This is a genomic window from Catellatospora sp. NPDC049133, assembly GCF_040648455.1.
GTDB lineage: Bacteria > Actinomycetota > Actinomycetes > Mycobacteriales > Micromonosporaceae > Catellatospora > Catellatospora aurea.
Window position 1 is genome coordinate 17,123 of the sequence record NZ_JBEZDT010000007.1, and the last position, 19,805, is coordinate 36,927.

The 19,805-nt window shown below is 71.3% G+C and carries 19 protein-coding genes; 3 read left to right on the forward strand and 16 right to left on the reverse strand.

The window, feature by feature from the left end:
• Positions 1-3: 3 nt before the first annotated feature.
• The 8 genes from lepB to AB0B35_RS09555 form a co-directional block, all read right to left on the reverse strand.
• Positions 4-879, reverse strand: a complete 876-nt coding sequence (lepB, locus tag AB0B35_RS09520) for a signal peptidase I (protein WP_361042903.1) — start codon at positions 877-879, stop codon at positions 4-6.
• 174 nt (positions 880-1,053) lie between these two features.
• Positions 1,054-1,410: a 50S ribosomal protein L19 gene (gene rplS, locus AB0B35_RS09525; RefSeq protein ID WP_361042906.1), complete on the reverse strand. Its 357-nt coding sequence runs from the start codon at positions 1,408-1,410 to the stop codon at positions 1,054-1,056.
• A 162-nt stretch (positions 1,411-1,572) separates the two neighbouring features.
• Positions 1,573-2,343, reverse strand: coding sequence for a tRNA (guanosine(37)-N1)-methyltransferase TrmD (gene trmD, locus AB0B35_RS09530; protein WP_361043355.1), 771 nt, complete (start codon positions 2,341-2,343; stop codon positions 1,573-1,575).
• A 5-nt stretch (positions 2,344-2,348) separates the two neighbouring features.
• Positions 2,349-2,867, reverse strand: coding sequence for a ribosome maturation factor RimM (gene rimM / locus AB0B35_RS09535; RefSeq protein WP_361042909.1), 519 nt, complete (start codon positions 2,865-2,867; stop codon positions 2,349-2,351).
• An 18-nt stretch (positions 2,868-2,885) separates the two neighbouring features.
• The gene (locus tag AB0B35_RS09540; protein WP_120318507.1) at positions 2,886-3,149 is read right to left on the reverse strand and encodes an RNA-binding protein; all 264 of its coding nucleotides are present in this window, start codon (positions 3,147-3,149) and stop codon (positions 2,886-2,888) included.
• Positions 3,121-3,585: a 30S ribosomal protein S16 gene (rpsP, locus tag AB0B35_RS09545; protein ID WP_361043357.1), complete on the reverse strand. Its 465-nt coding sequence runs from the start codon at positions 3,583-3,585 to the stop codon at positions 3,121-3,123. Before rpsP ends, AB0B35_RS09540 begins: the two co-directional genes overlap by 29 nt.
• 121 nt (positions 3,586-3,706) lie before the next feature.
• Positions 3,707-4,375 carry a DUF402 domain-containing protein gene (locus tag AB0B35_RS09550; RefSeq protein ID WP_361042911.1) on the reverse strand — a complete coding sequence of 223 codons (669 nt, stop codon included), beginning with the start codon at positions 4,373-4,375 and terminating at the stop codon, positions 3,707-3,709.
• A gap of 180 nt (positions 4,376-4,555) precedes the next feature.
• Positions 4,556-5,209, reverse strand: a complete 654-nt coding sequence (locus tag AB0B35_RS09555) for a DUF402 domain-containing protein (protein WP_361042913.1) — start codon at positions 5,207-5,209, stop codon at positions 4,556-4,558.
• A gap of 196 nt (positions 5,210-5,405) precedes the next feature.
• Here AB0B35_RS09555 and AB0B35_RS09560 point away from each other — a divergent pair, with 196 nt between their 5' ends.
• Complete coding sequence (locus AB0B35_RS09560) at positions 5,406-5,801, forward strand: hypothetical protein (protein ID WP_361042916.1); 396 nt, start codon at positions 5,406-5,408, stop codon at positions 5,799-5,801.
• A 55-nt stretch (positions 5,802-5,856) separates the two neighbouring features.
• On the opposite strand, the gene proS is transcribed toward AB0B35_RS09560, so the two are convergent.
• Together proS and AB0B35_RS09570 are read right to left on the reverse strand one after the other, a co-directional pair.
• Positions 5,857-7,266 (reverse strand): proline--tRNA ligase, encoded by a 1,410-nt coding sequence (gene proS, locus AB0B35_RS09565; protein ID WP_361042918.1) that lies wholly within the window; start codon positions 7,264-7,266, stop codon positions 5,857-5,859.
• Positions 7,267-7,599: 333 nt separating this feature from the next.
• Complete coding sequence (locus tag AB0B35_RS09570) at positions 7,600-8,682, reverse strand: amidohydrolase family protein (RefSeq protein WP_361042920.1); 1,083 nt, start codon at positions 8,680-8,682, stop codon at positions 7,600-7,602.
• Between the two features lie 47 nt (positions 8,683-8,729).
• Here AB0B35_RS09570 and AB0B35_RS09575 point away from each other — a divergent pair, with 47 nt between their 5' ends.
• Positions 8,730-9,521: a hypothetical protein gene (locus AB0B35_RS09575; RefSeq protein ID WP_361042923.1), complete on the forward strand. Its 792-nt coding sequence runs from the start codon at positions 8,730-8,732 to the stop codon at positions 9,519-9,521.
• Between the two features lie 274 nt (positions 9,522-9,795).
• Here AB0B35_RS09575 and ffh read toward each other — a convergent pair whose 3' ends face one another.
• The 6 genes from ffh to ftsY all read right to left on the reverse strand — a co-directional run bounded on the left by ffh (position 9,796) and on the right by ftsY (position 18,032).
• The gene (gene ffh, locus AB0B35_RS09580) at positions 9,796-11,352 is read right to left on the reverse strand and encodes a signal recognition particle protein (protein ID WP_361042925.1); all 1,557 of its coding nucleotides are present in this window, start codon (positions 11,350-11,352) and stop codon (positions 9,796-9,798) included.
• 288 nt (positions 11,353-11,640) lie between these two features.
• Entirely contained in the window at positions 11,641-13,908 is a 2,268-nt protein-coding gene (locus tag AB0B35_RS09585; RefSeq protein WP_361042928.1) for a [protein-PII] uridylyltransferase, read from the reverse strand.
• Positions 13,909-13,941: 33 nt separating this feature from the next.
• Positions 13,942-14,280 carry a P-II family nitrogen regulator gene (locus tag AB0B35_RS09590; protein WP_166386781.1) on the reverse strand — a complete coding sequence of 113 codons (339 nt, stop codon included), beginning with the start codon at positions 14,278-14,280 and terminating at the stop codon, positions 13,942-13,944.
• 24 nt (positions 14,281-14,304) lie between these two features.
• Complete coding sequence (locus AB0B35_RS09595; RefSeq protein WP_360520431.1) at positions 14,305-15,711, reverse strand: ammonium transporter; 1,407 nt, start codon at positions 15,709-15,711, stop codon at positions 14,305-14,307.
• Positions 15,712-15,959: 248 nt separating this feature from the next.
• Complete coding sequence (locus AB0B35_RS09600) at positions 15,960-16,763, reverse strand: aminoglycoside phosphotransferase family protein (RefSeq protein WP_239165823.1); 804 nt, start codon at positions 16,761-16,763, stop codon at positions 15,960-15,962.
• Positions 16,764-16,799: 36 nt separating this feature from the next.
• Positions 16,800-18,032 (reverse strand): signal recognition particle-docking protein FtsY, encoded by a 1,233-nt coding sequence (gene ftsY, locus AB0B35_RS09605; protein WP_361042930.1) that lies wholly within the window; start codon positions 18,030-18,032, stop codon positions 16,800-16,802.
• Positions 18,033-18,143: 111 nt separating this feature from the next.
• Between ftsY and AB0B35_RS09610 the strand changes: the two genes are divergently transcribed.
• Positions 18,144-19,730, forward strand: coding sequence for an alkaline phosphatase D family protein (locus AB0B35_RS09610; protein WP_361042933.1), 1,587 nt, complete (start codon positions 18,144-18,146; stop codon positions 19,728-19,730).
• Positions 19,731-19,805 lie beyond the last annotated feature (75 nt).

A 19,805-nucleotide genomic window follows, 5' to 3' on the forward strand; every position in this document is an offset into this window, starting at 1 on the left:
CGATCACCCGAGCTGTGTTGCCCTGTCGCGTGTAAGCCTGCGGCGTACCACCACCGCGCCGAGCAGCAGCGGCAGGGCCACCGACACCGACGCGCCGGGGGCCGGCCCGGCCGCGCCCGCCGGGTTGGCGTCAGGCACCTTGTCGAACACCTCCTGCTGGGCCACCGAGCCCCAGCGGCTGAACGGCAGCGCGACCACCATCGCCTTGCCGATGACGTCGTCGATCGGCACCTGGCCCTGGCAGCGTGAATCCTGTGACACCAGACGGTGGTCACCCATCACGAACAGCATGCCGGGCTCGACGATGACCTCGTCGAAGTCGCGGGTGTTGCAGGTCTTGTCGCCCTTGTCGCCGCGGGGGGAGTTGCGGATCACGTACGGCTCGTCGATCGGCACGCCGTTGACGTAGATCCGACCGTCGACGTCGCAGCAGGACACCCGGTCACCCGGCAGCCCGATGACCCGCTTGATGAAGTCCTTCTCCCCCGGCTGGCTGATGCCGACGAGGTCGCCGACGGTGCGGCCGAGCTTGGAGAAGAAGCCCGCGTCCGGGTCCGCGCCGTTCTCCGGAGCCCAGTTGTCGGGGCCCTTGAAGACGATGACCTCACCGCGCTCGGGGTCGCGGAACTCGTACACCACCTTGTTGACCAGGACGCGGTCGCCGACGAGAAGGGTGTCCTCCATCGAGCCTGACGGGATGTAGAACGCCTGCATCAGGAAGGTGCGGATGAGCACGGCCAGGCAGAACGCCACCACCAGCAGCAGCGGAAGCTCCTGCCACAGCGGCATGCCCTTGCGACCCCGGCCCCGGCGGCGTCGGCGCTTCTTCCACTGCTCGCCCGTGATCTCGTCGTGCCTGCTGCTGGGGAGGAGTGCCACAACTGCCGCCGCTCGTGAAGTTCGCCACTGGATGTCGGCCGCAAGCCTAGAAGAACAGAGAACTTTTCGGGAGTCCCCTTCAGGCTGTGATACGAGCTTTAACAATCCGCTGGAAACACGAACGGGCGGCGACACCCGAAGGTGTCACCGCCCGTGATCGTCGAGGACGAGGTCTCAGGCGACCTTGGCCTCGCGCAGCTCCTTGATCTTCGCCTTCTTGCCGCGAAGGTCGCGCAGGTAGTAGAGCTTGGCGCGGCGCACGTCACCACGGGTCACGACCTCGACGCGGTCGATGGCGGGACCGTGGAGCGGGTAGGTGCGCTCGACACCCACGCCGAAGCTCAGCTTGCGGACCGTGAAGGTCTCGCGCAGGCCCGAGCCCTGGCGACGGATCACGACGCCCTGGAAGACCTGCACACGGGACCGGTTGCCCTCGACGACCCGGGCGTGCACCTTCACGGTGTCACCGGCCCGGAACGCGGGGAGGTCGGTCCGCAGGGAGGCGGCGTCAAGTACGTCCAGCGTTTGCATCGCTGCATCCTTGAATCTCAGCGCATCGGTTGCCGATACGCGTGTGGGCGATACTGACCCAGGCGTCTGCCGCACGAAGGCGGTGGTCGGCTTGAGTCCTCGTCGTCGGGCACGGCGTGTCCGGCAGACGGCAGCTGTCACCGTCCGCGGACGGCAACCTCTCTACTCTGCCACATCGACCCGGCGGGCCGGAAATCCAGCCTCGTCGAGCAGGGCTAGGTCACGTTTGTCCAGCGTGGCGGGGTCGAGCGCGGCCAGCAGGTCGGGACGCCGGCCCGCGGTACGCAGCAGCGCCTGGTCGCGCCGCCAGCGCGCGATCCTCCCGTGGTCGCCGGAGCGCAGGATGTCGGGCACGTCGTGCCCGCGCCACGACTGCGGCTTGGTGTACACCGGCGTCTCCAGCAGCCCGTGCGCGTGCGACTCGTCGGCCAGCGAGTCGGCGTTGCCGAGCACTCCCGGGATCAGCCTGGTGATCGCCTCCAGCATCACCAGCACGGCGACCTCGCCACCGAAGAGCACGTAGTCGCCCAGCGACACCTCGCTGACCGGCATGCGCTCCGCGGCGTGGTCCAGCACCCGCTGGTCGATGCCCTCGTACCGGCCGCACGCGAAGACCAGGTGCGGCTCGGCGGCCAGCTCGTACGCGGTGGCCTGGGTGAACGGGGCGCCGGCCGGGGTCGGCACCACCAGCCGCGCCGGAGTGCCCCGCGGCGCCAGCTCGTCCAGGGCCTGGCCCCACGGCTCGGGCTTCATCACCATGCCCGGCCCGCCGCCGTACGGGGTGTCGTCGACGGTGCGGTGCACGTCGTGCGTCCAGGTGCGCAGATCGTGCAGGTGCAGGTCGAGGACCCCGGTGGTGCGCGCCTTGCCGATGAGCGACAGCTCCAGCGGCGCGAAGTACTCGGGGAAGATGCTGACGACGTCGACGCGGATGCCCGTCACAGGTCGAACAGCCCGCCGGGCGGGTCGACGGTGATCCGGCCGCCGGCCACGTCCACCTCGGGCACGATGGCGCTGACGAACGGGATGAGGCCGGTCCGGCCGTCGGGCATGCGCACCACCAGCAGATCCGACGCGGGCGCGTGGTCGATGCGGAGGACCTTGCCCAGCGGCTCGCCGCCGACGGTGACCACGTCGAGCCCGACCAGCTGGTGGTCGAGGAACTCGTCCGGGTCCTCCGGCGCGGGCACCTCGGCGGAGTCGACGTTGAGGACCGCGCTCTTGGCCAGCTCGGCCATGTTGCGGTCCGGGATCTCCACGAAGGTCACGATCAGCTCGCCCGAGTGCGGGCGGGCCGACTCCACGGTCAGTTTGCCCGGAAGCCCCGCCACGGCGGGCTCGACGATCAACGTCGAGCCCGCCGCGAAGCGCAACGCGGGCTCGTCAGTACGCGGATGCACCAGGACCTCGCCCCGGATGCCGTGCGCGCGCATGACGTGTCCGACGATCAGAAGCATGTGACTGCTGATCCGCCGTCAGAACGCGTCGACGATGTCGACGCGGATGCCCTTGCCGCCGACCGAGCCGACCACCTGGCGCAGGGCCCGTGCGGTGCGACCACCACGGCCGATGACCGTGCCGAGGTCCTCGGGGTGAACCCGGACCTCCAGCCGCGGCCCGCGGCGGTTGTCGACCAGACGCACCCGGACGTCGTCCGGGTGGTCCACGATGCCCTTGACGAGGTGCTCCAGCGCGGGCCGGAGCGCGGCGTCAGCTCTGCTGCTCGTCGCCGGCCGCAACAGTCTGCTCCTCAGCCTTGGCCTCGGCTGCCGGCTCGGCAGCCTTCTCCGCCTTCGCGGCCTTCTTGGCCGGGGCGGCCTTGGCGGGCTCGAGACCCGCGGCAGCCTGGGCGGCGGCCTCGTAGGTCGACTTGCGGTCGGCCTTCGGCGCGGCCACCAGCAGCGGCGGCGGAGCCGGCAGGCCCTTGAACTTCTGCCAGTCGCCGGTCTTGGAGAGGATGGCGATCACGGACTCGCTCGGCTGCGCGCCGACCGACAGCCAGTGCTGCACCCGGTCCGACTTGACCTCGATCACCGAAGGGTCTTCCTTCGGCTGGTAGATACCGATGTACTCGATCGCCTTGCCGTCGCGCTTGGTGCGCGAGTCGGCGACGACGATGCGGTACTGCGGGTTGCGGATCTTGCCCATCCGCAGAAGCCGGATACGAACGGCCACGGTTTTACACTCCTGTGGGATTGAGGTGAGCGCCATCGCCCTGCGTGGGGTTGCCGGGCTCCGTTGCTCGAGACATCGCCGCGCCCCGGAAGTTAGAGGGCAGCCGGAAACGCACCGAATATCAGCTAGCCATTGTGCCAGACGGAACCGGACGGATCGCGCGCGGGCGGTCCCAACCCGCTGTGCGTCGCGGCACCGGCCAGGCAGGATCGGGACGGAAGTCACACCAGGTCCCGTCAAACGGGAACGCCCCCGCCTCGGCGAGTTCGATCAGACGCGCCCCGTCGGCCCGGATGCGCGCCGCGCCCGCCTCGTCCCAGTAGTCCGCGTGGCCGGTCTTGGCGACCAGCTCGCCCTCGTCCTTCCAGCGCCAGCTCAGGTCCGGCTCCACCAGCACGTCCAGGGCGTTGTCGGCGAAGTCGACGCCGCACACGTCGCCGTCGCGCCAGCGGACGAAGGGCTCCTCCAGGTTGCCGTACCAGCTGCCGAACTCCCCGCCGGGGAAGAACCACCACACCGACCACGGCTCGCCCGGCCGCTGCCACATCAGCAGGTCGTTGCCCGCCCACGTCAGCGGTCGCAGGGCGGCGTCCGGGCCCAGCTCGCCGAGGGTGCCGTCGTGGTGGCTGCGGCCGTCCTCGGTCATGATCCGCCAATACGTCGTCCCGGCGGGCAACCACAGCAGCAGGCCCCGCTCACCGTCCTCGACCACCGTGGTGGCCTGCAGGAACGTGATGCGCCCGCCGCGCCAGCACCGCCGCAGCACGGTCTGCCCCGTCTCGAAGTACATGCCCCGCGACCCTACCGACCTGCCCACTCCCCCGCCGCCCCGCCGAGGCCGCGCCGAGCCGGTGGCGGCACCATGATCGCTGTTTCCGGTCATGATCTGCGGTTCAACCCCACGTTCTGACCCTAAACAGCGATCATGACACCCAAGACCGACGCGGCGGCCGGCCCGGCGGCAGGGTGGTCAGGCGCGGTGTACGCGCGGGCGGTCCCAGCCGGCCGGAACCTCGGCGGGCGCCGTCCAGGCCGGGTCGGGCTGGAAGTCGCACCAGGTGCCGTCGAACGGGAACGCGCCCGCCTCGATCAGCTTGACCACGCGCTCGCCCTCGGCCCGCACCGCCTCGCCGTCCGCCACCCAGTAGTGCTGCGGGTACGCCAGACGCTCGGTGAACTCCTCCTCGTCCTTCCAGCGCCACGACCGGTCCGGGGTCACCACGATGTCGAGGTCCTGGTCCACGATGTCGACCCCGGCGACATGGCCGTCGTCCCAGCGCTGCCCGGACTCCTCCAGGTTCACGTACCACCGGGTGAACCGGCCGGCGTCGTCGCGGAAGAACCAGACCGAGTGGTCCTCGCCACGCGGCAGCCACTTGAGCAGGCTCGGCCCCGACCAGGTGACCTCCCAGAGCTTCGTCTCCGTCTCGATCCACTCCGAGAAGGGCATGGCCCGCAGACCGCGTCGGTCGACGGCCAGCCGGTCGAGCATCGGGGCCCCGCGGGGCACCCACAGCAGCAGGCCCTGTTCGTCGTCGGCGACGACCACAGCGGTCTTGAGCAGGCCGATCCGGTGGCCGTGGAAGTGGCGGTGCAGGATCACCCGTCCGGGTTCGAAACGCATGTGCCAACCCTAGCGAAGAACTTGATTGACCAAGTCGTACGACACTAGAGTCGAGCCGTCGCGACAGCACCACCGAAAGACCCCCGGCCGCTTCGAGAGAGCGGAATGGGCGGCTCACCACCGGCTACCGGACCGGATGGGAGTGGGGGCCGCTCCTGAGTAGTTCCTTTGCAGCCACACTCAGGAGGACGTGGGAATGTCGATTCCCGTCGAACAGCACCAGCACGCCGAACACCAGCGCATCCAGAAGATCGACGAGGATGCGACCACGGTCATCGTGCAGGTCGGCCAGATCGCCGAAACGCAGCGCAAGCACACCGCGATGCTGGAGCGGCACACCGTGTACCACCAGCAGCACCGGTCCGACCTGACCGCGCTGCGGCGCGATCTCGAAGACACCCGCGCCGAGATGAACATGCGTTTCTCGACGCTGGACGACGACGTCGCCGGACTGAAGACCGACGTCGCCGGCTTGAAGACCGACGTCGCCGGTTTGAAGACCGACGTGTCGGTCCTCAAGACCGACGTGTCGCAGATCAAGGACGCGCTCGGCGTGATCCTTTCACGGCTGCCGGAGCAACCGGCCGCGTGAGACGCCGAAAGCGGCCCCCGGAGCCTGACCGGGGGCCGCTTTCGGGTCGTTCGGGTCAGTACGAGCGGGCGAGGATCGCGGTCAGGTCGGGCTCGTCCTGCGAGGCCGGGATCGAGCCGTCGGCCCGGAACAGGCAGCGCACCGTGATGGCGCGCTCGTTGGCCAGCGCCTCGCCGTCGACGCCGACCGCGGACCACGGCACTCGCGCCCAGCCGGTGCCCGCCGCCTCCATGGCCTCGTCCAGGGTGGACACCTCGACGGTGTTCGCCTCCCGGCGGGCCAGGGCCTCGTCGTACAGCGCCTTCTGGTCGGCCTCCAGCGCCGCGGTGACCGCGCCGACGGCCTCGCCGAGCTGCAGCGGGGTCTTCGAGCCGTCGAACCGGCGGACCAGCACGACACGGCCCTCGGCCAGATCGCGCGGGCCGACCTCGACCCGGATCGGGTAGCCCTTCAGCTCGGCGTCCACGGCGCGGCGGCCGAACGGGGTGTCGACCCGGTCGTCCAGTTTCACCCGGACCCCGGCCGCGGCCAGGTCCTCGACGAGCGTGCGGGCGGCCGAGGTGATCGAGCCGTCGGTCTCCTTGACCACGGTCACCAGGGCCTGGACCGGCGCGAGCGCGGGTGGGATGCGCATGCCGTTGTCGTCGCCGTGGCACATGATCAGGCCGCCGAGCATGCGGGTGGACGTGCCCCACGAGGTCGTCCACGCGAACTCGCGGGTGCCGGCCTGCGAGGAGTAGCCGATGTCGAACGCCTTGGCGAAGTTCTGGCCGAGCTCGTGCGAGGTGCCCATCTGCAGCGCCTTGCCGTCGCCCATCATCGCCTCCAGCGTGTACGTGCTGGTGGCGCCCGCGAAGCGCTCGCGGTTGGTCTTGCGGCCCAGCACTACCGGGATGGCGAGCAGGTCACGCATGTGGCGCTCGTACACCTCGTGGTGGATCTTCAGGGTGTAGTCCTTGGCGTCGGCCTCGGTGGCGTGGGCGGTGTGCCCCTCCTGCCACAGGAACTCCGAGGTGCGCAGGAAGACCCGCGGGCGCATCTCCCAGCGGACCACGTTGGCCCACTGGTTGAGCAGCAGCGGCAGGTCACGGTAGGAGTCGACCCACTTGGCCATGAACTCGCCGATGACGGTCTCGCTGGTGGGGCGCACCACGACCGGTTCGGCCAGCTGCTTGCCACCGCCGTGGGTGACCACCGCGAGCTCGGGCGAGAAGCCCTCGACGTGCTCGGCCTCGCGCTTGAGGTAGCTCTCCGGGATGAACAGCGGGAAGTACGCGTTCTCCGCGCCCGCCGCCTTGATCCGGGTGTCCATGTCGGCCTGCATCCGCTCCCAGATGGCGTACGCCGTCGGTCGGATGACCATGGTGCCCCGGACCGGGCCGTTGTCGGCCAGCTCAGCCTTGGAGATCAGGTCCTGGTACCAGCGGGGAAAGTCTTCCGCCCGGGGAGTGAGCACACGCGCCATAGCGGGTCATCCTACTGACCCGCCCAGCCCCCACTCCCCCCAGCCCGCCCGTGTCCCACCCCGCCGCCGCCCGCCCGATGTGTTCAAGATCGCCCGACTCGCCAGGCACCTGTGCGAAAGCGCCCTCAAGATACGCACACCTGCCCGGCAACTCGAACGATCAATGGCCGCCCGCCCGGCGCGCGCCCGCCCTCGCCCGCCCTCTGCAGGTCGGGATCACACCTGGCCGCAGTTTCAAGGAAAAGTGCAGCCATCGATGCCCCGGTTCGTGCACTTTCCCTGAAACTGCGGAGCCGATCCGGAGCGGCGTTGAGGCGGGGCGGGTGGGGAGGGTCAGCGGATGACGCGGCCGCGCAGGACGATGCGTTGGGGGGCCAGCAGGGTGCGCAGGTCAGCGCGGGGGTCATCGGCGTAGACGGTCAGGTCGGCGAGGCCCCCCTCGGTGAGGCCGGGGAAGCCCAGCCAGTCGCGGGCGCGCCAGGAGCCGGCCGCGAGCACGTCGGACGCGGACATGCCGGCCGCGCGCAAGCGCAGCATCTCCTGGGCCGCGAGCCCGTGCGCGATGCCGCCGCCCGCGTCGGAGCCGACGTAGATCGGCACCCCGGCCTCGTGCGCCGCGGACACCACCGCCGGGAAGCGGTCACGCAGCGCCAGCATGTGCTTGGCGTACCCGGGGAACTTCGCCTCGGCGCGTTCCGCGATGTGGCCGAACGTCTCGATGTTGATCATTGTGGGGACCAGGGCGGTGCCTCGACGGGCCATCTCGTCGAGCAGGTCGGTCGACAGGCCGGTCCCGTGCTCGACGCAGTCGATGCCCGCGCGTACCAGCGTCGCGACGCTCGACTCCTCGAAGCAGTGCGCGGTGATCCGCGCGCCGGCGGCGTGCGCCGCGGCCACGGCCGCGGTGAGCGTGGCCTCGTCCCAGGCCGGGGCCAGGTCGCCGCGGTCGCGGTCGATCCAGTCGCCGACCAGCTTCACCCAGCCCGTGCCCGCGGCCGCCTGCCGGGTCACCTCCGCGACCACCTCGTCGGCGGGCACCTCGACTCCGATCTCGGGCAGGTACCGCCGCGGCGGCGCGACGTGCCTGCCCGCCCGGGCCAGTCGCGGCACGTCGTGGTCGTCGTCCAGCTCGGTGTACGGGAACGGCGAGCCCGCGTCCCGGATCGCCAGCACCCCGGCGTCCCGGTCGGTGATCGCCAGCTCCCGGGCCTGGTCGAGGTTGGTCACCGGGGCCCCGCCGGGCGCGATGCCGATGTGGCAGTGCGCGTCGACCAGGCCGGGCAGCACCCAGCCGCCGTCGCTGATCGTCTGCGCCCTCGGCACCGGCGTCAGCGACACCCGGTCGCCCACCAGCCACAGATCGCGGACCTCGTCGTCGGGGAGCACCACGCCCCGCACATGCAGCGCCGTCGCCATGCTGGCACTGTGCCACACGGTTGATCACGGTGGTTAGGGTGTGCGCCATGTCGCCCCTGCCCCCGTTCCGTCAGGTCGCGCTGTGCCTGCTCGCCGTCGGGGTGCTGCTGCGGCAGTCCCAGCCGTTCCTCTGGGAGGCGTACGGCCCGGAGCGGCTCGGTTACCCGGCTTCCCTGCTCGTCGGCTTCCTGCTGCCGATGCTCGCCGCGCTGGTCCTGCCGTACGCCACCTATGAGTGGTTCGCCCACCGCCACCGGCACCGGCCCGCCTCGTTCCTGGTGCGCGACGGCGGGTTCACCGCTCCCGTGTCCGCGCTCGCGGGCCGGCGGATCATCATGTTCGGCATGCTGGCGTTCGCGGTGCCGGTGACCGAGTCGGGAGACCACGGGCGGCAGCTGCTCACCGACGACACGCTGCTGCCGCTCGGCGTGATGCTGCTGCTGGTCGGCGGCACCGTGGTCATCGACGCGCTGCGGCCGGGGCCGGTCGTCCGGCTGACCCCGGATCACCTGGCCCTCGGCGGTTGGCGGCACAGGCAGGTGCGCTGGGAGGCGATCATCCGGGGCGACGAGCTGTCGCCCGCGCCCGGCGGCACGACCTTCTACCTACGTGAGGCCCTGCCGGGCCGGGTCCAGTGGCACAACCTGCCGGTCGAACTGTCCCACGTCGACACGCCGTTCCTGGTGGCAGCCGTGCACCACTACACGTTCCATCCGGAGCACCGCGCGGCCGTCGGCACCGAGGCCGAGCTGGCGCGGCTGCGCAGGGTGCTGGCCGTGGGCGGTCCAGCGGATCAGCCGGGCTTCGCGCGGCCGCGCGAGTCCGGAGCAAGTCGGTGACGGCCGGACAGGTCGCGGGTCACCCGGGAGGCTGACGCGACAGTGGATCGAGGACGATCCCTTGCGTTTGTTCGAACACGTGTTCGATAATGGAGGCAGGCGCGGGGCGTCGGCACAGCTGAGTTGATGGCAGTCAGCATCTGTGCCGGCGCCTCCCCGACTGCATGCATCGATCCCATGCAGACGAAGATCGCCACCTCAGGCCCGGCGTCGGGGGGTGACCGGTAGCGGACCCTGAGGTGGCGATCTTCGAAAACTCCGTGCGGCGGAGGACCTACTTGTCCTTGTCGTCGCCCTTCATCAGCTTGCCGAAGTCGAGCTTCGGAGCCTTGAACGGGCTGCCGCCGCCCATGCCCATCTGCTGCTCCAGCGCGGCCGGGTCCATACCCGGCGGAAGCTGCGGCATTCCGCCCATGCCGGGCAGGCCGGCCGGGAAACGACCGCCGCCACCGCCGCCGCCCTTGGTGCCCTTGCGCTTGTTCTTCGGCGACTTGGTCGCCTTGCGGCGGCCGCCGCCGGGCAGGCCCATCATGCCGCCCATCTGCTTCATCATCTTCTGCGCCTGCTCGAAGCGGTTGAGCAGCTGGTTCACGTCGGTGACGGTGACGCCCGAACCCCGGGCGATGCGGGCCCGGCGCGAGCCGTTGAGGATCTTCGGCGTGCTGCGCTCGCCCGGGGTCATCGAGCGGATGATCGCGGTGACCTTGTCGAAGTGGCTGTCGTCCAGCTCGGCCAGCTGGTCCTTCATCTGGCCCATGCCCGGCATCATGCCCAGCAGGTTCGCGATGGGGCCCATCCGGCGTACGGCGATGAGCTGGTCGAGGAAGTCCTCCAGCGTGAACTGCTCGCCCCCGAGCAGCTTCGCCGCCATCTTCTCCTTCTGCTCCTCGTCGAAGGCCTGCTCGGCCTGCTCGATGAGGGTCAGCACGTCGCCCATGCCGAGGATGCGGCTGGCCATCCGGTCGGGGTGGAAGACGTCGAAGTCCTCCAGCTTCTCGCCGGTGGACGCGAACAGGATCGGCTGGCCGGTGACCTCGCGCACGGACAGCGCGGCGCCGCCGCGGGCGTCGCCGTCGAGCTTGGAGAGCACGACACCGGTGATGCCGACGCCGTCGCGGAACGCCGTCGCGGTGGCCACCGCGTCCTGGCCGACCATCGCGTCGATGACGAAGATGACCTCGTCGGGGCTGACGGCGTCGCGGATCGCGGCGGCCTGCGCCATCATCTCGGTGTCGATGCCGAGCCGGCCGGCGGTGTCGACGATCACGATGTCGCGCATGTGGCGGCGGGCGTGCTCGATCGAGTCCTTGGCGACCTGTACGGGGTCGCCGGTGCCGTTGCCGGGCTCCGGCGCGTACACCTCGACGCCCGCACGCTGGCCGAGCACCTGCAGCTGGTTGACGGCGTTGGGGCGCTGGAGGTCGCAGGCGACCAGCAGCGGCTGGTTGCCCTGGGCCTTGAGCCATCGGGCGAGCTTGCCCGCGAGCGTGGTCTTACCGGAACCCTGCAGACCGGCCAGCATGATCACGGTGGGCGGCTGCTTGGCGAACTGGAGCCGCCGCGCCTGCCCGCCGAGGACCGCGACCAGCTCCTCGTGCACGATCTTGATGATCTGCTGGGCCGGGTTGAGCGCCTGCGAGACCTGCGCGCCGCGCGCCCGCTCCTTGAGCCGGAAGATGAAGGCCTTCACCACCGGCAGGGCGACATCCGCCTCCAGCAGCGCCAGCCGGATCTCCCGGGCGGTGGCGTCCACGTCGGCGTCGGTGAGCCGGCCCTTGCTCCGCAGCTTGGAGAAGATGCCGGAGAGCCGGTCGCTCAGGGTGTCAAACACAGCGCAACATCCCCAATTGTTCGAGTTCGTCTGAATGAGCGGCTACAGGCAGCCTTGGTAAGGGTAGCCGCTGCCCCCACGGGCCGGTCCCACTGCCGCCCGGTCCGGGCATACCCACCTCCCCGACCCCGCGAACCGCCCTCCCGTCCGCGCCGGCCGCCACCCCGGCCGCCCGGCGGCCCCCGATCGCCCAAGATCGTTCGACTTGCCCGGCACATGTGGGAAAGCGCGCGCCCAAGATACGCACAGGTGCCCGGCAAGTCGAACGATCAAGAATCGCGCCGCCGGTCACACCGCGGCGAGGACGGCAGCCTCGACCGCGTCGCGGTCGAAGTCGCCGACCAGGTAGAAGGCGTCGACGACGTCGGCGCCGAGGGTGGAGACACGGGCGGTGCGCACGTCGACGCCGAGTTCGGCCAGGGCCGAGGTGACCCGGAAGAGCAGGCCCGGCGAGTCCGTGGCACGCAGCTCCAGCAGTGTCGCACCGGTCGCCTCGCCCCAGATGACCCGCGGCTCGGCCCCGGCCGCCGGCTTGCGGCCGCTGCCCAGCCGGCGCGGCAGCGCGAGCTGGTCCAGCCCCACCCGGCGCAGGTCGGCGGCGAGCAGCTCCCGGTCGGGCGGTGCGCCGTACCGGTTGTTGACCGCGCATTCGATGATGGCCCGCTCGCCGATCGTGGACGTGCCCGCGGCGACGATCTCCAGCTTGTGCGTGGCCAGGCAGCCGGCGACGGCGGCGAGCAGGCCGACGCGGTCGTGCGCGGCCAGCGCCACCCAGTCGTCGGCGACCTGCACCACGGGCAGCGGCCCGGCCAGCAGCGCCGGGTCGGGCAGGGTGGGTTCGGGCAGCTGGCCGCCGCCGAGCACCTTGCGCACCCGCGCACACAGGTCGTCGATGAGCTTGGACTTCCACCCCGACCAGGCGGCCGGGCCGGTGGCCTGGGCGTCGGCGCGGGCGAGCATCTGCAGCAGCTCCAGGGTGCCGGTGTCCCCGACGAGCTTGGCCACGTGGTTGATCGTCGCCGGGTCGTCGAGGTCGCGCCGGGTCGCGGTGTCGGGCAGCACCAGGTGGTATCGCACCAGCGTGGCGATCGTGTCGACGTCAGCGGGCGGCAGGCCGATCGCGGTGGCGATCTCGCGGGCCAGCTCCGCGCCGACCTCGCTGTGGTCGCCGGGCAGGCCCTTGCCGACGTCGTGCAGCAGCGCGCCGAGCACCAGCAGGTCCGGCCGGGCCACCTCGCGCGACCAGGTGGACGCGTTGGCGGCGGCCTGCACCAGGTGCCGGTCGAGGGTGAAGCGGTGCACGGGGTGGTGCTGCGGGGTGCCACGCAGCCGGGTCCACTGCGGCAGCCAGGCCGAGGTCAGCCCGAACCGGTCGCAGGCCTCCCAGGCCGCCACCAGGCCGGTGCCCGCGCCGAGCAGGGTCAGCAGGGCGGCACGGGCCGAGGCGGGCCAGGGCGTCGGCAGCGGCGGGCAGAACCGGGCCAGCCACTCCAGGGTGGCCCGCGCGATGGGCATCTGGTGCTGGGCGGCGGCGGCCGCCACACGCAGCGACAGCGACGGGTCGGGGTGGGGGCCGACGGCGGCCCGGGCCAGCACGATCTCGCCGTCCGCGGCGACCACGTCGCGGGCGATCGGGCGGCGCACGGCCACCGCCTCGCGGGCGCGCGGGTCGCCACCGCGGGTGGCGGCGGTGTTCCAGCGCTGCACCGAGCGCCAGGCGTCGGTCAGCGACCACGAGACGGTACGCGCGTCGAGCCCGATCCGGCGCAGCAGCGCGTCCCCGTCGGCCAGCCCGAGCAGCTCCGCCACCTGCAGGCGCTCCTGGGCCCGCAGCCGGTCGTTGCGCCGGCCGATGCTGACGTGCAGCGCGTCGCGTACGTCGAGCAGCCGGGTCGCGGCGGCGCGCACCTGGGGCGGCAGCGCGTCGGCGACTCCGGCGACACCGATGCCGCGCAGCACGCCGACGTCGCGCAGACCCCCGGCGGCCTCCTTGACGTCGCCTTCGAGCAGGTACGCCAGCTCGCCGTGGGCGGCGTGGCGCTCCTCGACGAGTTCGCGCAGCCGCAGCAACTGGCGGCGGGCGGTGCGCCGCCACTGGTCCACGGCGGCGCGGCCGAGCTGGGCGGACAGGTCGGGGTCGCCGGCGATGTGGCGGGCGTCGAGCAGCCCGAGGGCCACCTTGACGTCGTCGTGTGCCGCGTCGAGCGATTCGGCGACGGTCCGGGTGGAGTGGTCCAGGCCCATCCGGGCGTCCCAGATCGGATACCAGAGTGAGGCGGCCAGCTCGTCGACCCGCGGCACCCCGGCGTGCACCAGGATCAGGTCCAGGTCGCCGTGCGGGGTGCACTCCCGGCGGCCCAGGCCGCCGACGGCCACCAGGGCGACACCGGGGGTGTCCGGTAGCAGGCGGCGCAGCCAGGCGTCGAGCGCGCCGGCCCGCGCGAGCCGGGCGACCGCGCCGATGGAGCCCGGCTCGCGCAGCGCTAGGCGCGCATAGTCGGGCCCGGGGCCCGCCGCGCTGTCCGATGCGGAAGCTACGACGTTCCCCGGGCCCATGTGGTCCTCTTTCAGGTTGTTACGGCTACTGCCTCAGAGCGCGTCGAGTCCGCGCTCGCCGGTGCGGACCCGGACCACCTCGGAGACCTCGGTGACCCAGACCTTTCCGTCCCCGATCTTGCCGGTCCGGGCGGCGGTGACGATGGAGTCGACTACCTTCTCCACGTCCAGCTCGTCCGTGACCACCTCGATCCGGATCTTCGGCAGGAACTCCACCGTGTACTCGGCACCCCGGTACACCTCGGTGTGGCCCTTCTGCCGGCCGTAACCCTGGACCTCGCTGACCGTCAGCCCGGCCACGCCCATGGCGTGCAGAGCCTCCTTCACAGCGTCCAACTGGTACGGCTTGATGACGGCGGTGACCAGCTTCATGCTCAACCCCTCCATCTGGGAACCTTAGCCGGACACCTTTTCGGTGGCCGGTGCCGTCTCTTCCACATCGGCCTTGGGGGCCTTGGGCGTACCGATACCGGCCAGAGCGAAGGCGCCGGCGCTGCCGCCGCCCGCCGAGGACGACAGCTCGTACGCGCTCTCCGCGTGCTCGGCCACGTCGATGCCCTCGACCTCGGCCTCGGGCTTGACCCGGAAGCCGATGGTCTTGTCGATCACGAACGCGAGCAGCGCCGCGACCACGAACGAGAAGACCGTCACGATGCCGCTGGCCAGCGCCTGCCGGCCGAGCTGCGTCACGCCGCCGCCGTAGAACAGGCCGTCCTGGCCGCCCAGCGTGGTGATGAAGGAGTTCAGCTCGGTGCTGGCGAACAGACCGATGAACAGCGAGCCGATCCAGCCACCGACGAAGTGCACACCGACCACGTCGAGCGAGTCGTCGTAGCCGAGCTTGTACTTCAGGCCGACCGCCAGCGCGCAGACCGCACCGGCCACGAGGCCGAGCAGCACCGCGGGCAGGGTCGGGATGAAGCCACAGGCCGGGGTGATCGCGACCAGGCCGGCGACCGCGCCGGAGGACGCGCCGACCAGGGTCGGCTTGCCGTCACGGAACCACTCGACGATGATCCAGCCGAGCAGACCGGCCGCCGTGGCCACCTGGGTGTTCAGGAACGCGACACCCGTGATGGCGTCGACCGTCAGCTCCGAGCCCGCGTTGAACCCGAACCAGCCGAACCACAGCAGACCGGCGCCGAGAGCGACGAACGGCACGTTGTGCGGCTTGAACTTGTCCTTCGGCCAGCCGATGCGCTTGCCGAGCACCAGGGCCACGCCCAGTGCCGCGGCACCGGCGTTGATGTGGACCGCGGTGCCACCGGCGAAGTCGAGCGCGAAGATCTTGGCGCCGATGAAGCCGCCGCCCCAGACCCAGTGCGCGACCGGGATGTAGACCAGGGTCACCCAGCCGAAGGCGAAGACCAGCCAGCCGGCGAACTTCGCCCGGTCGGAGATCGCGCCGCTGATCAGGGCGACCGTGATGACCGCGAACATCATCTGGAAGATGGCGAACACGTACGTCGGGATGCCCGTCGACGCGCCGGCCAGGAACCAGATCTCGCCGGTCTTGTCGATCGGCATACCCAGGTAGGTGGAGAAGTTACCGATGAAACCGTTCAGGTCCGCGTTGGCGTTCGTGCCGAACGCGGCGGTGAAGCCGTAGACGACCCAGATGATGGAGACGAGCCCGATCGAGGCGAAGCTCATGATCATCATGTTGAGGACGCCCTTGGCACGGTTCAGGCCGCCGTAGAACAGCGCCAGACCCGGAGTCATGAGCAGCACCAGAGCGGACGAGACCAGCAGCCACGCTGTGTTGCCGGTGTCGATCGTCGGTGGATCTTCGACGAGCAGCACGCTGCCCTCCTAAGTGAGTGGGTTCCTCCCAGCCAGCCCCGAGGTCGACCGTCGTGGCGCCGCCGTGTCGACAGGCCGCTCGTCGTGTCATCCCCGACCGATCGCCGCAGTGCCATCGGTGCTGGTTGGGGGGCAGCATCGCCAACCCCTGTTTCGCGCAGTGACGCTGCTCGGTTTCCGGCACGTCACGATCTGTTTCGTACGTGTGAAGAAATGTTCACACGTGAGGAGAGCATTCATGGCGCGTTTCAGCGCAGCGCGTGCTCCAGCGTGTACCGCTCGTAGTCAATCAGCCGAAGGTCGCGAAGCGGCCGCCGAAGGTGGCCCTTCTGCACGATCCGTACGAACGCCGGCTCCCCCGCGGTGGCGAGGCGGCGGATGCCCTCGACGTGGTCCACGATCCGCTTGCGGATGGTCCGCACGAGACGGTGCCGGTCACGCGGGATCAGCCCGTACGCGTCGGCGAACAGGCGCAGCCGGCGCGGCCGGTCGGGCCGGTGCCAGCCGAGCGTGATCGAGTCCCGGTCACTGAAGATCGGCACCCAGGTCCAGGCCGCGTACGCCACGTCGTAGATGCGCGACCCGGGCGAGGCGAGGTCGAAGTCGATCATCGCGAGGGTGCCGTCCGGCCGCCAGATGACGTTGTGCGGGGCGGCGTCGTGGTGGCAGATGATCTCCGCGTCCGGCGGGGGCGGCCCGAACGAGCGCCACACCCCGCCCGGCGGGGTCCGGAAGCCGGCCTGCGCGTCGTGGAACATGCGCAGCATGGTGGCGACGGTGACCAGCGCCTCGTCGGTGACCCAGTGCGGGGCCAGCGGGTACTCCCCGCACTCGCCCGGCAGGTACGACAGCACCTCGCGGCCGTGCTCGTCCATGCCCAGGGCACGGGGGGAACCGGTGAAACCGGCGTACTCGAGATGGCGCAGCAGGGCGTGCACGGTCGGCGTCCACGGACCGGCGTTGCGCCGAACCGTCTCGCCGACCCGCACCACCGTGCTGACGTTCCCGCCACGCAGCGGGATCTCGGTGGGATCCTGGAAAGGGGCTGTCACCATGGACTCGTCAGCTGCTCGTCGCTCGTCGGCTCGTCACTCGTCGCCCAGCAGGGCGGAGACGAACTGCTGAGGGTCGAAGGGTGCGAGATCGTCGGGACCCTCGCCGAGGCCGACCAGCTTCACCGGAATGCCGAGAGCACGCTGCACCGCGATCACGATACCGCCCTTCGCCGTGCCGTCCAATTTAGTGAGCACCACGCCGGTGACCTCGGCGACCTCGGTGAAGACCCGAGCCTGGCTCAGCCCATTCTGTCCCGCGGTCGCGTCGAGCACCAGCAGGGTCTCCGAGACCGGGCCGTGCTTCTCCACCACACGCTTGATCTTGCCCAGCTCGTCCATCAGGCCGACCTTGTTCTGCAGGCGGCCGGCGGTGTCGATGAGCACGGTGTCGACGCCCGCGTCGATGCCCTTCTTGACCGCGTCGAACGCCACGGCGGCCGGGTCACCGCCCTCGGGACCGCGCACGACCTGCGCGCCGACCCGGCTGGCCCAGGTGGCCAGCTGCTCGGCGGCGGCCGCGCGGAAGGTGTCGGCCGCGCCCAGCACCACGGTGTGGCCGTCGGCCACCAGCACCCGGGCGATCTTGCCGCAGCTGGTGGTCTTGCCCGCGCCGTTCACGCCGACGACCAGGATCACCGACGGCTTGCCGTCCACCACGCCGGTGTGCAGCGAGCGGTCCAGCTTCGGGTCCAGCGCCTCGGTGAGCTCCTCGGCCAGCAGCGAGCGCAGGTCGGCGGCGCTGCGGGTGCCCAGCACCCGGGTGCGCTCGCGCAGCTTCGCCACGATCTCGGTGGTCGCCTGCACGCCCACGTCGGCGCTGATCAGGCTCTCCTCGACCTCGTCCCACGCGTCGTCGTCGAGGTGGTCGCGCGACAGCAGGCCGAGCAGGCCCTTGCCGAAGACGTTCTGCGAGCGCGACAGCCGGGCGCGCAGCCGCACCAGGCGGCCCGCGGTCGGCTCCGGCTTCTCGATCTCCGGCTCGGCCTTCGGCGGCGCGACCGGCGGCGCCGTCTCGACCGGGGCGGGCGGGGCCGGGGCGGGCACGACGGCCGGTTTGCCCGGTGCGGGCTGCTCCGGCGCCTTCTCGGGCGCGGGCGGCGCGATCACGCTCGGCGGGATCTTCTCCCCGCGCTCGATCCCCGGGCGCTCGCCCTCCGGCGCCTGCGGCAGCGTGCCGCGGCCCGGCCGGCGGACCAGGAACAGCGCCAGTCCGGCCAGCAGTAGCAGGCCGATGACGATGAGTACGGGGACGAGCGCGTCTTTCATGCTGGGCATCCTCTCAAACCTCGGGGCATCCGGCGCACACCGGAGGCCGCGCGCGCCGATACGACAGCCCCGGCCCTGGCCACCACCGTCCCGATCACGGAGGATGTCCGCGTGGCGAACCTCCTCCTCGGCCCCCTCCTGCGGCGCGTCGACGGTGACCAGGCGGTCATCTGGGTACAGACCGACCAGCCCGCGCGGGTGCGCGTGCGCGCGGGTGAGGCGAGCGTGACGTCGGACACGTTCGAGGCGTTCGGGGTGCACGTGGGACTGGTGGTGCTGGCCGGACTGCCGACCGGTGCGAACTCGTACACCGTCGAACTCGACGGCGCGGCCGTGTGGCCGCTGCCGGGATACCCCGATTCCGTGATCACCATCCGCGATCCGGGACAGGCCGACGCGGTGATCGCGTTCGGCTCCTGCCGCGAGGCCAGCGCGCAGACCCACGCCGAGGCCGGACACGACCCGGACGCGCTGGAGGCGCTCGGACACCGGCTGCTCACGCAGGCCCGGCACGGGCACGCCGACCTGCCCGACCTGCTGGCGCTGATCGGCGACCAGATCTACGCCGACGGCCTGTCCGCCCCGACCCGCAGCTGGCTGGCCGAGCAGACCAGGCCGGGCTCCGCGCCCGAGGGACACGTCGTCACGTTCGCCGAGTACGTGCACCTCTACCACGAGTCGTGGACCGAGATGCCGGTCCGCTGGCTGCTGTCCACGGTGCCCAGCGTGATGATCTTCGACGATCACGAGATCATGGACGACTGGAACTCCTCGGCCGCCTGGCTCGCCGAGGTGCGCCGCGAGCCCTGGTGGGGCGAGCGCAGCACCACCGGCATCGCCTCGTACTGGCTGTTCCAGCACCTCGGCAACCTCGCCCCGGCGCAGCTCGACGGCGACCCGGTGTGGACGCGCATCCGGGCCGGCGAGGACGCCACTGCGGTGCTGAGCGAGTTCGCGGCCCGGGTCGCCACCCCGGCAGGGCCGGACCCCTATCCGTGGGGATACACCGTCGACGTCGGCCGTACGCGGCTGGTCATGCTCGACTGCCGGGGCAACCGGGTGATCGACGGGCCCGAACGCCGCATGTGGCCGCAGGAGCACTGGGACGACCTGACCGAGCAGGCTCGCGCCGACTGCGACCACCTCGTGCTGGCCTGCTCGCTGCCGTGGCTGCTAGCGCCGACGATCCACCACGGTGAGGCCGTCATCGAGGTGCTGGCGGCGAAGCGGCCCGGCATGGAGCGGCTGCGCCAGAAGTACGACCTGGAGCACTGGGCGGCCGTCGGGCACTCCTTCGACGAGCTGACGGCGCTGATCGCCGGGGTGCGCGGCCCGGCAACGGTGAGCGTGCTCGGCGGCGACGTGCACCACTCGTACGTCGCCCGCGCCGCGATCCCCGGCGCGACCGCGACCGTGCACCAGATCACCTGCTCGCCGCTGCACCAGAGCATCCAGGGCGTCATGCGCACGCTGCTGCGGGTGGGCTGGTGGCGGGCGCTGTCCGGCCCGGCCGCGCTGGTCGCCCGCCTGTTCGGCGTGCCCCGTCCGGCGGTGCGCTGGACGGCCTACGACCCGCCGTACTTCGGCAGCGCCGTGGCCACGCTCACCCACCGCGGCCGCGCCGCCTCGGTCGTCATCGAGGGCACCGCCGGCGGCGCCGGCCTGTCCCCCGTCCGCCGCCACGACCTCACCCGCTGACCCCTCGATGTCACCTTTCCGACACCCGACCGTCCGGCGATCCGCCGCGCCGGGTCCCCGGACCCCGCCCTGTCA

Coding starts and splice junctions, on each gene's coding strand:
- AB0B35_RS09555 (WP_361042913.1), bottom strand. CDS start 5,209: ATGCGTTTCGAACCCGGACGGGTGATCCTGCACCGCCACTTCCACGGC.
- AB0B35_RS09590 (WP_166386781.1), bottom strand. CDS start 14,280: ATGAAGCTGGTCACCGCCGTCATCAAGCCGTACCAGTTGGACGCTGTG.
- ftsY (WP_361042930.1), bottom strand. CDS start 18,032: ATGAAAGACGCGCTCGTCCCCGTACTCATCGTCATCGGCCTGCTACTG.
- rimM (WP_361042909.1), bottom strand. CDS start 2,867: ATGCTTCTGATCGTCGGACACGTCATGCGCGCGCACGGCATCCGGGGC.
- AB0B35_RS09560 (WP_361042916.1), top strand. CDS start 5,406: ATGTCGATTCCCGTCGAACAGCACCAGCACGCCGAACACCAGCGCATC.
- AB0B35_RS09585 (WP_361042928.1), bottom strand. CDS start 13,908: ATGGGCCCGGGGAACGTCGTAGCTTCCGCATCGGACAGCGCGGCGGGC.
- AB0B35_RS09575 (WP_361042923.1), top strand. CDS start 8,730: ATGTCGCCCCTGCCCCCGTTCCGTCAGGTCGCGCTGTGCCTGCTCGCC.
- AB0B35_RS09550 (WP_361042911.1), bottom strand. CDS start 4,375: ATGTACTTCGAGACGGGGCAGACCGTGCTGCGGCGGTGCTGGCGCGGC.
- proS (WP_361042918.1), bottom strand. CDS start 7,266: ATGGCGCGTGTGCTCACTCCCCGGGCGGAAGACTTTCCCCGCTGGTAC.
- AB0B35_RS09570 (WP_361042920.1), bottom strand. CDS start 8,682: ATGGCGACGGCGCTGCATGTGCGGGGCGTGGTGCTCCCCGACGACGAG.
- rplS (WP_361042906.1), bottom strand. CDS start 1,410: ATGCAAACGCTGGACGTACTTGACGCCGCCTCCCTGCGGACCGACCTC.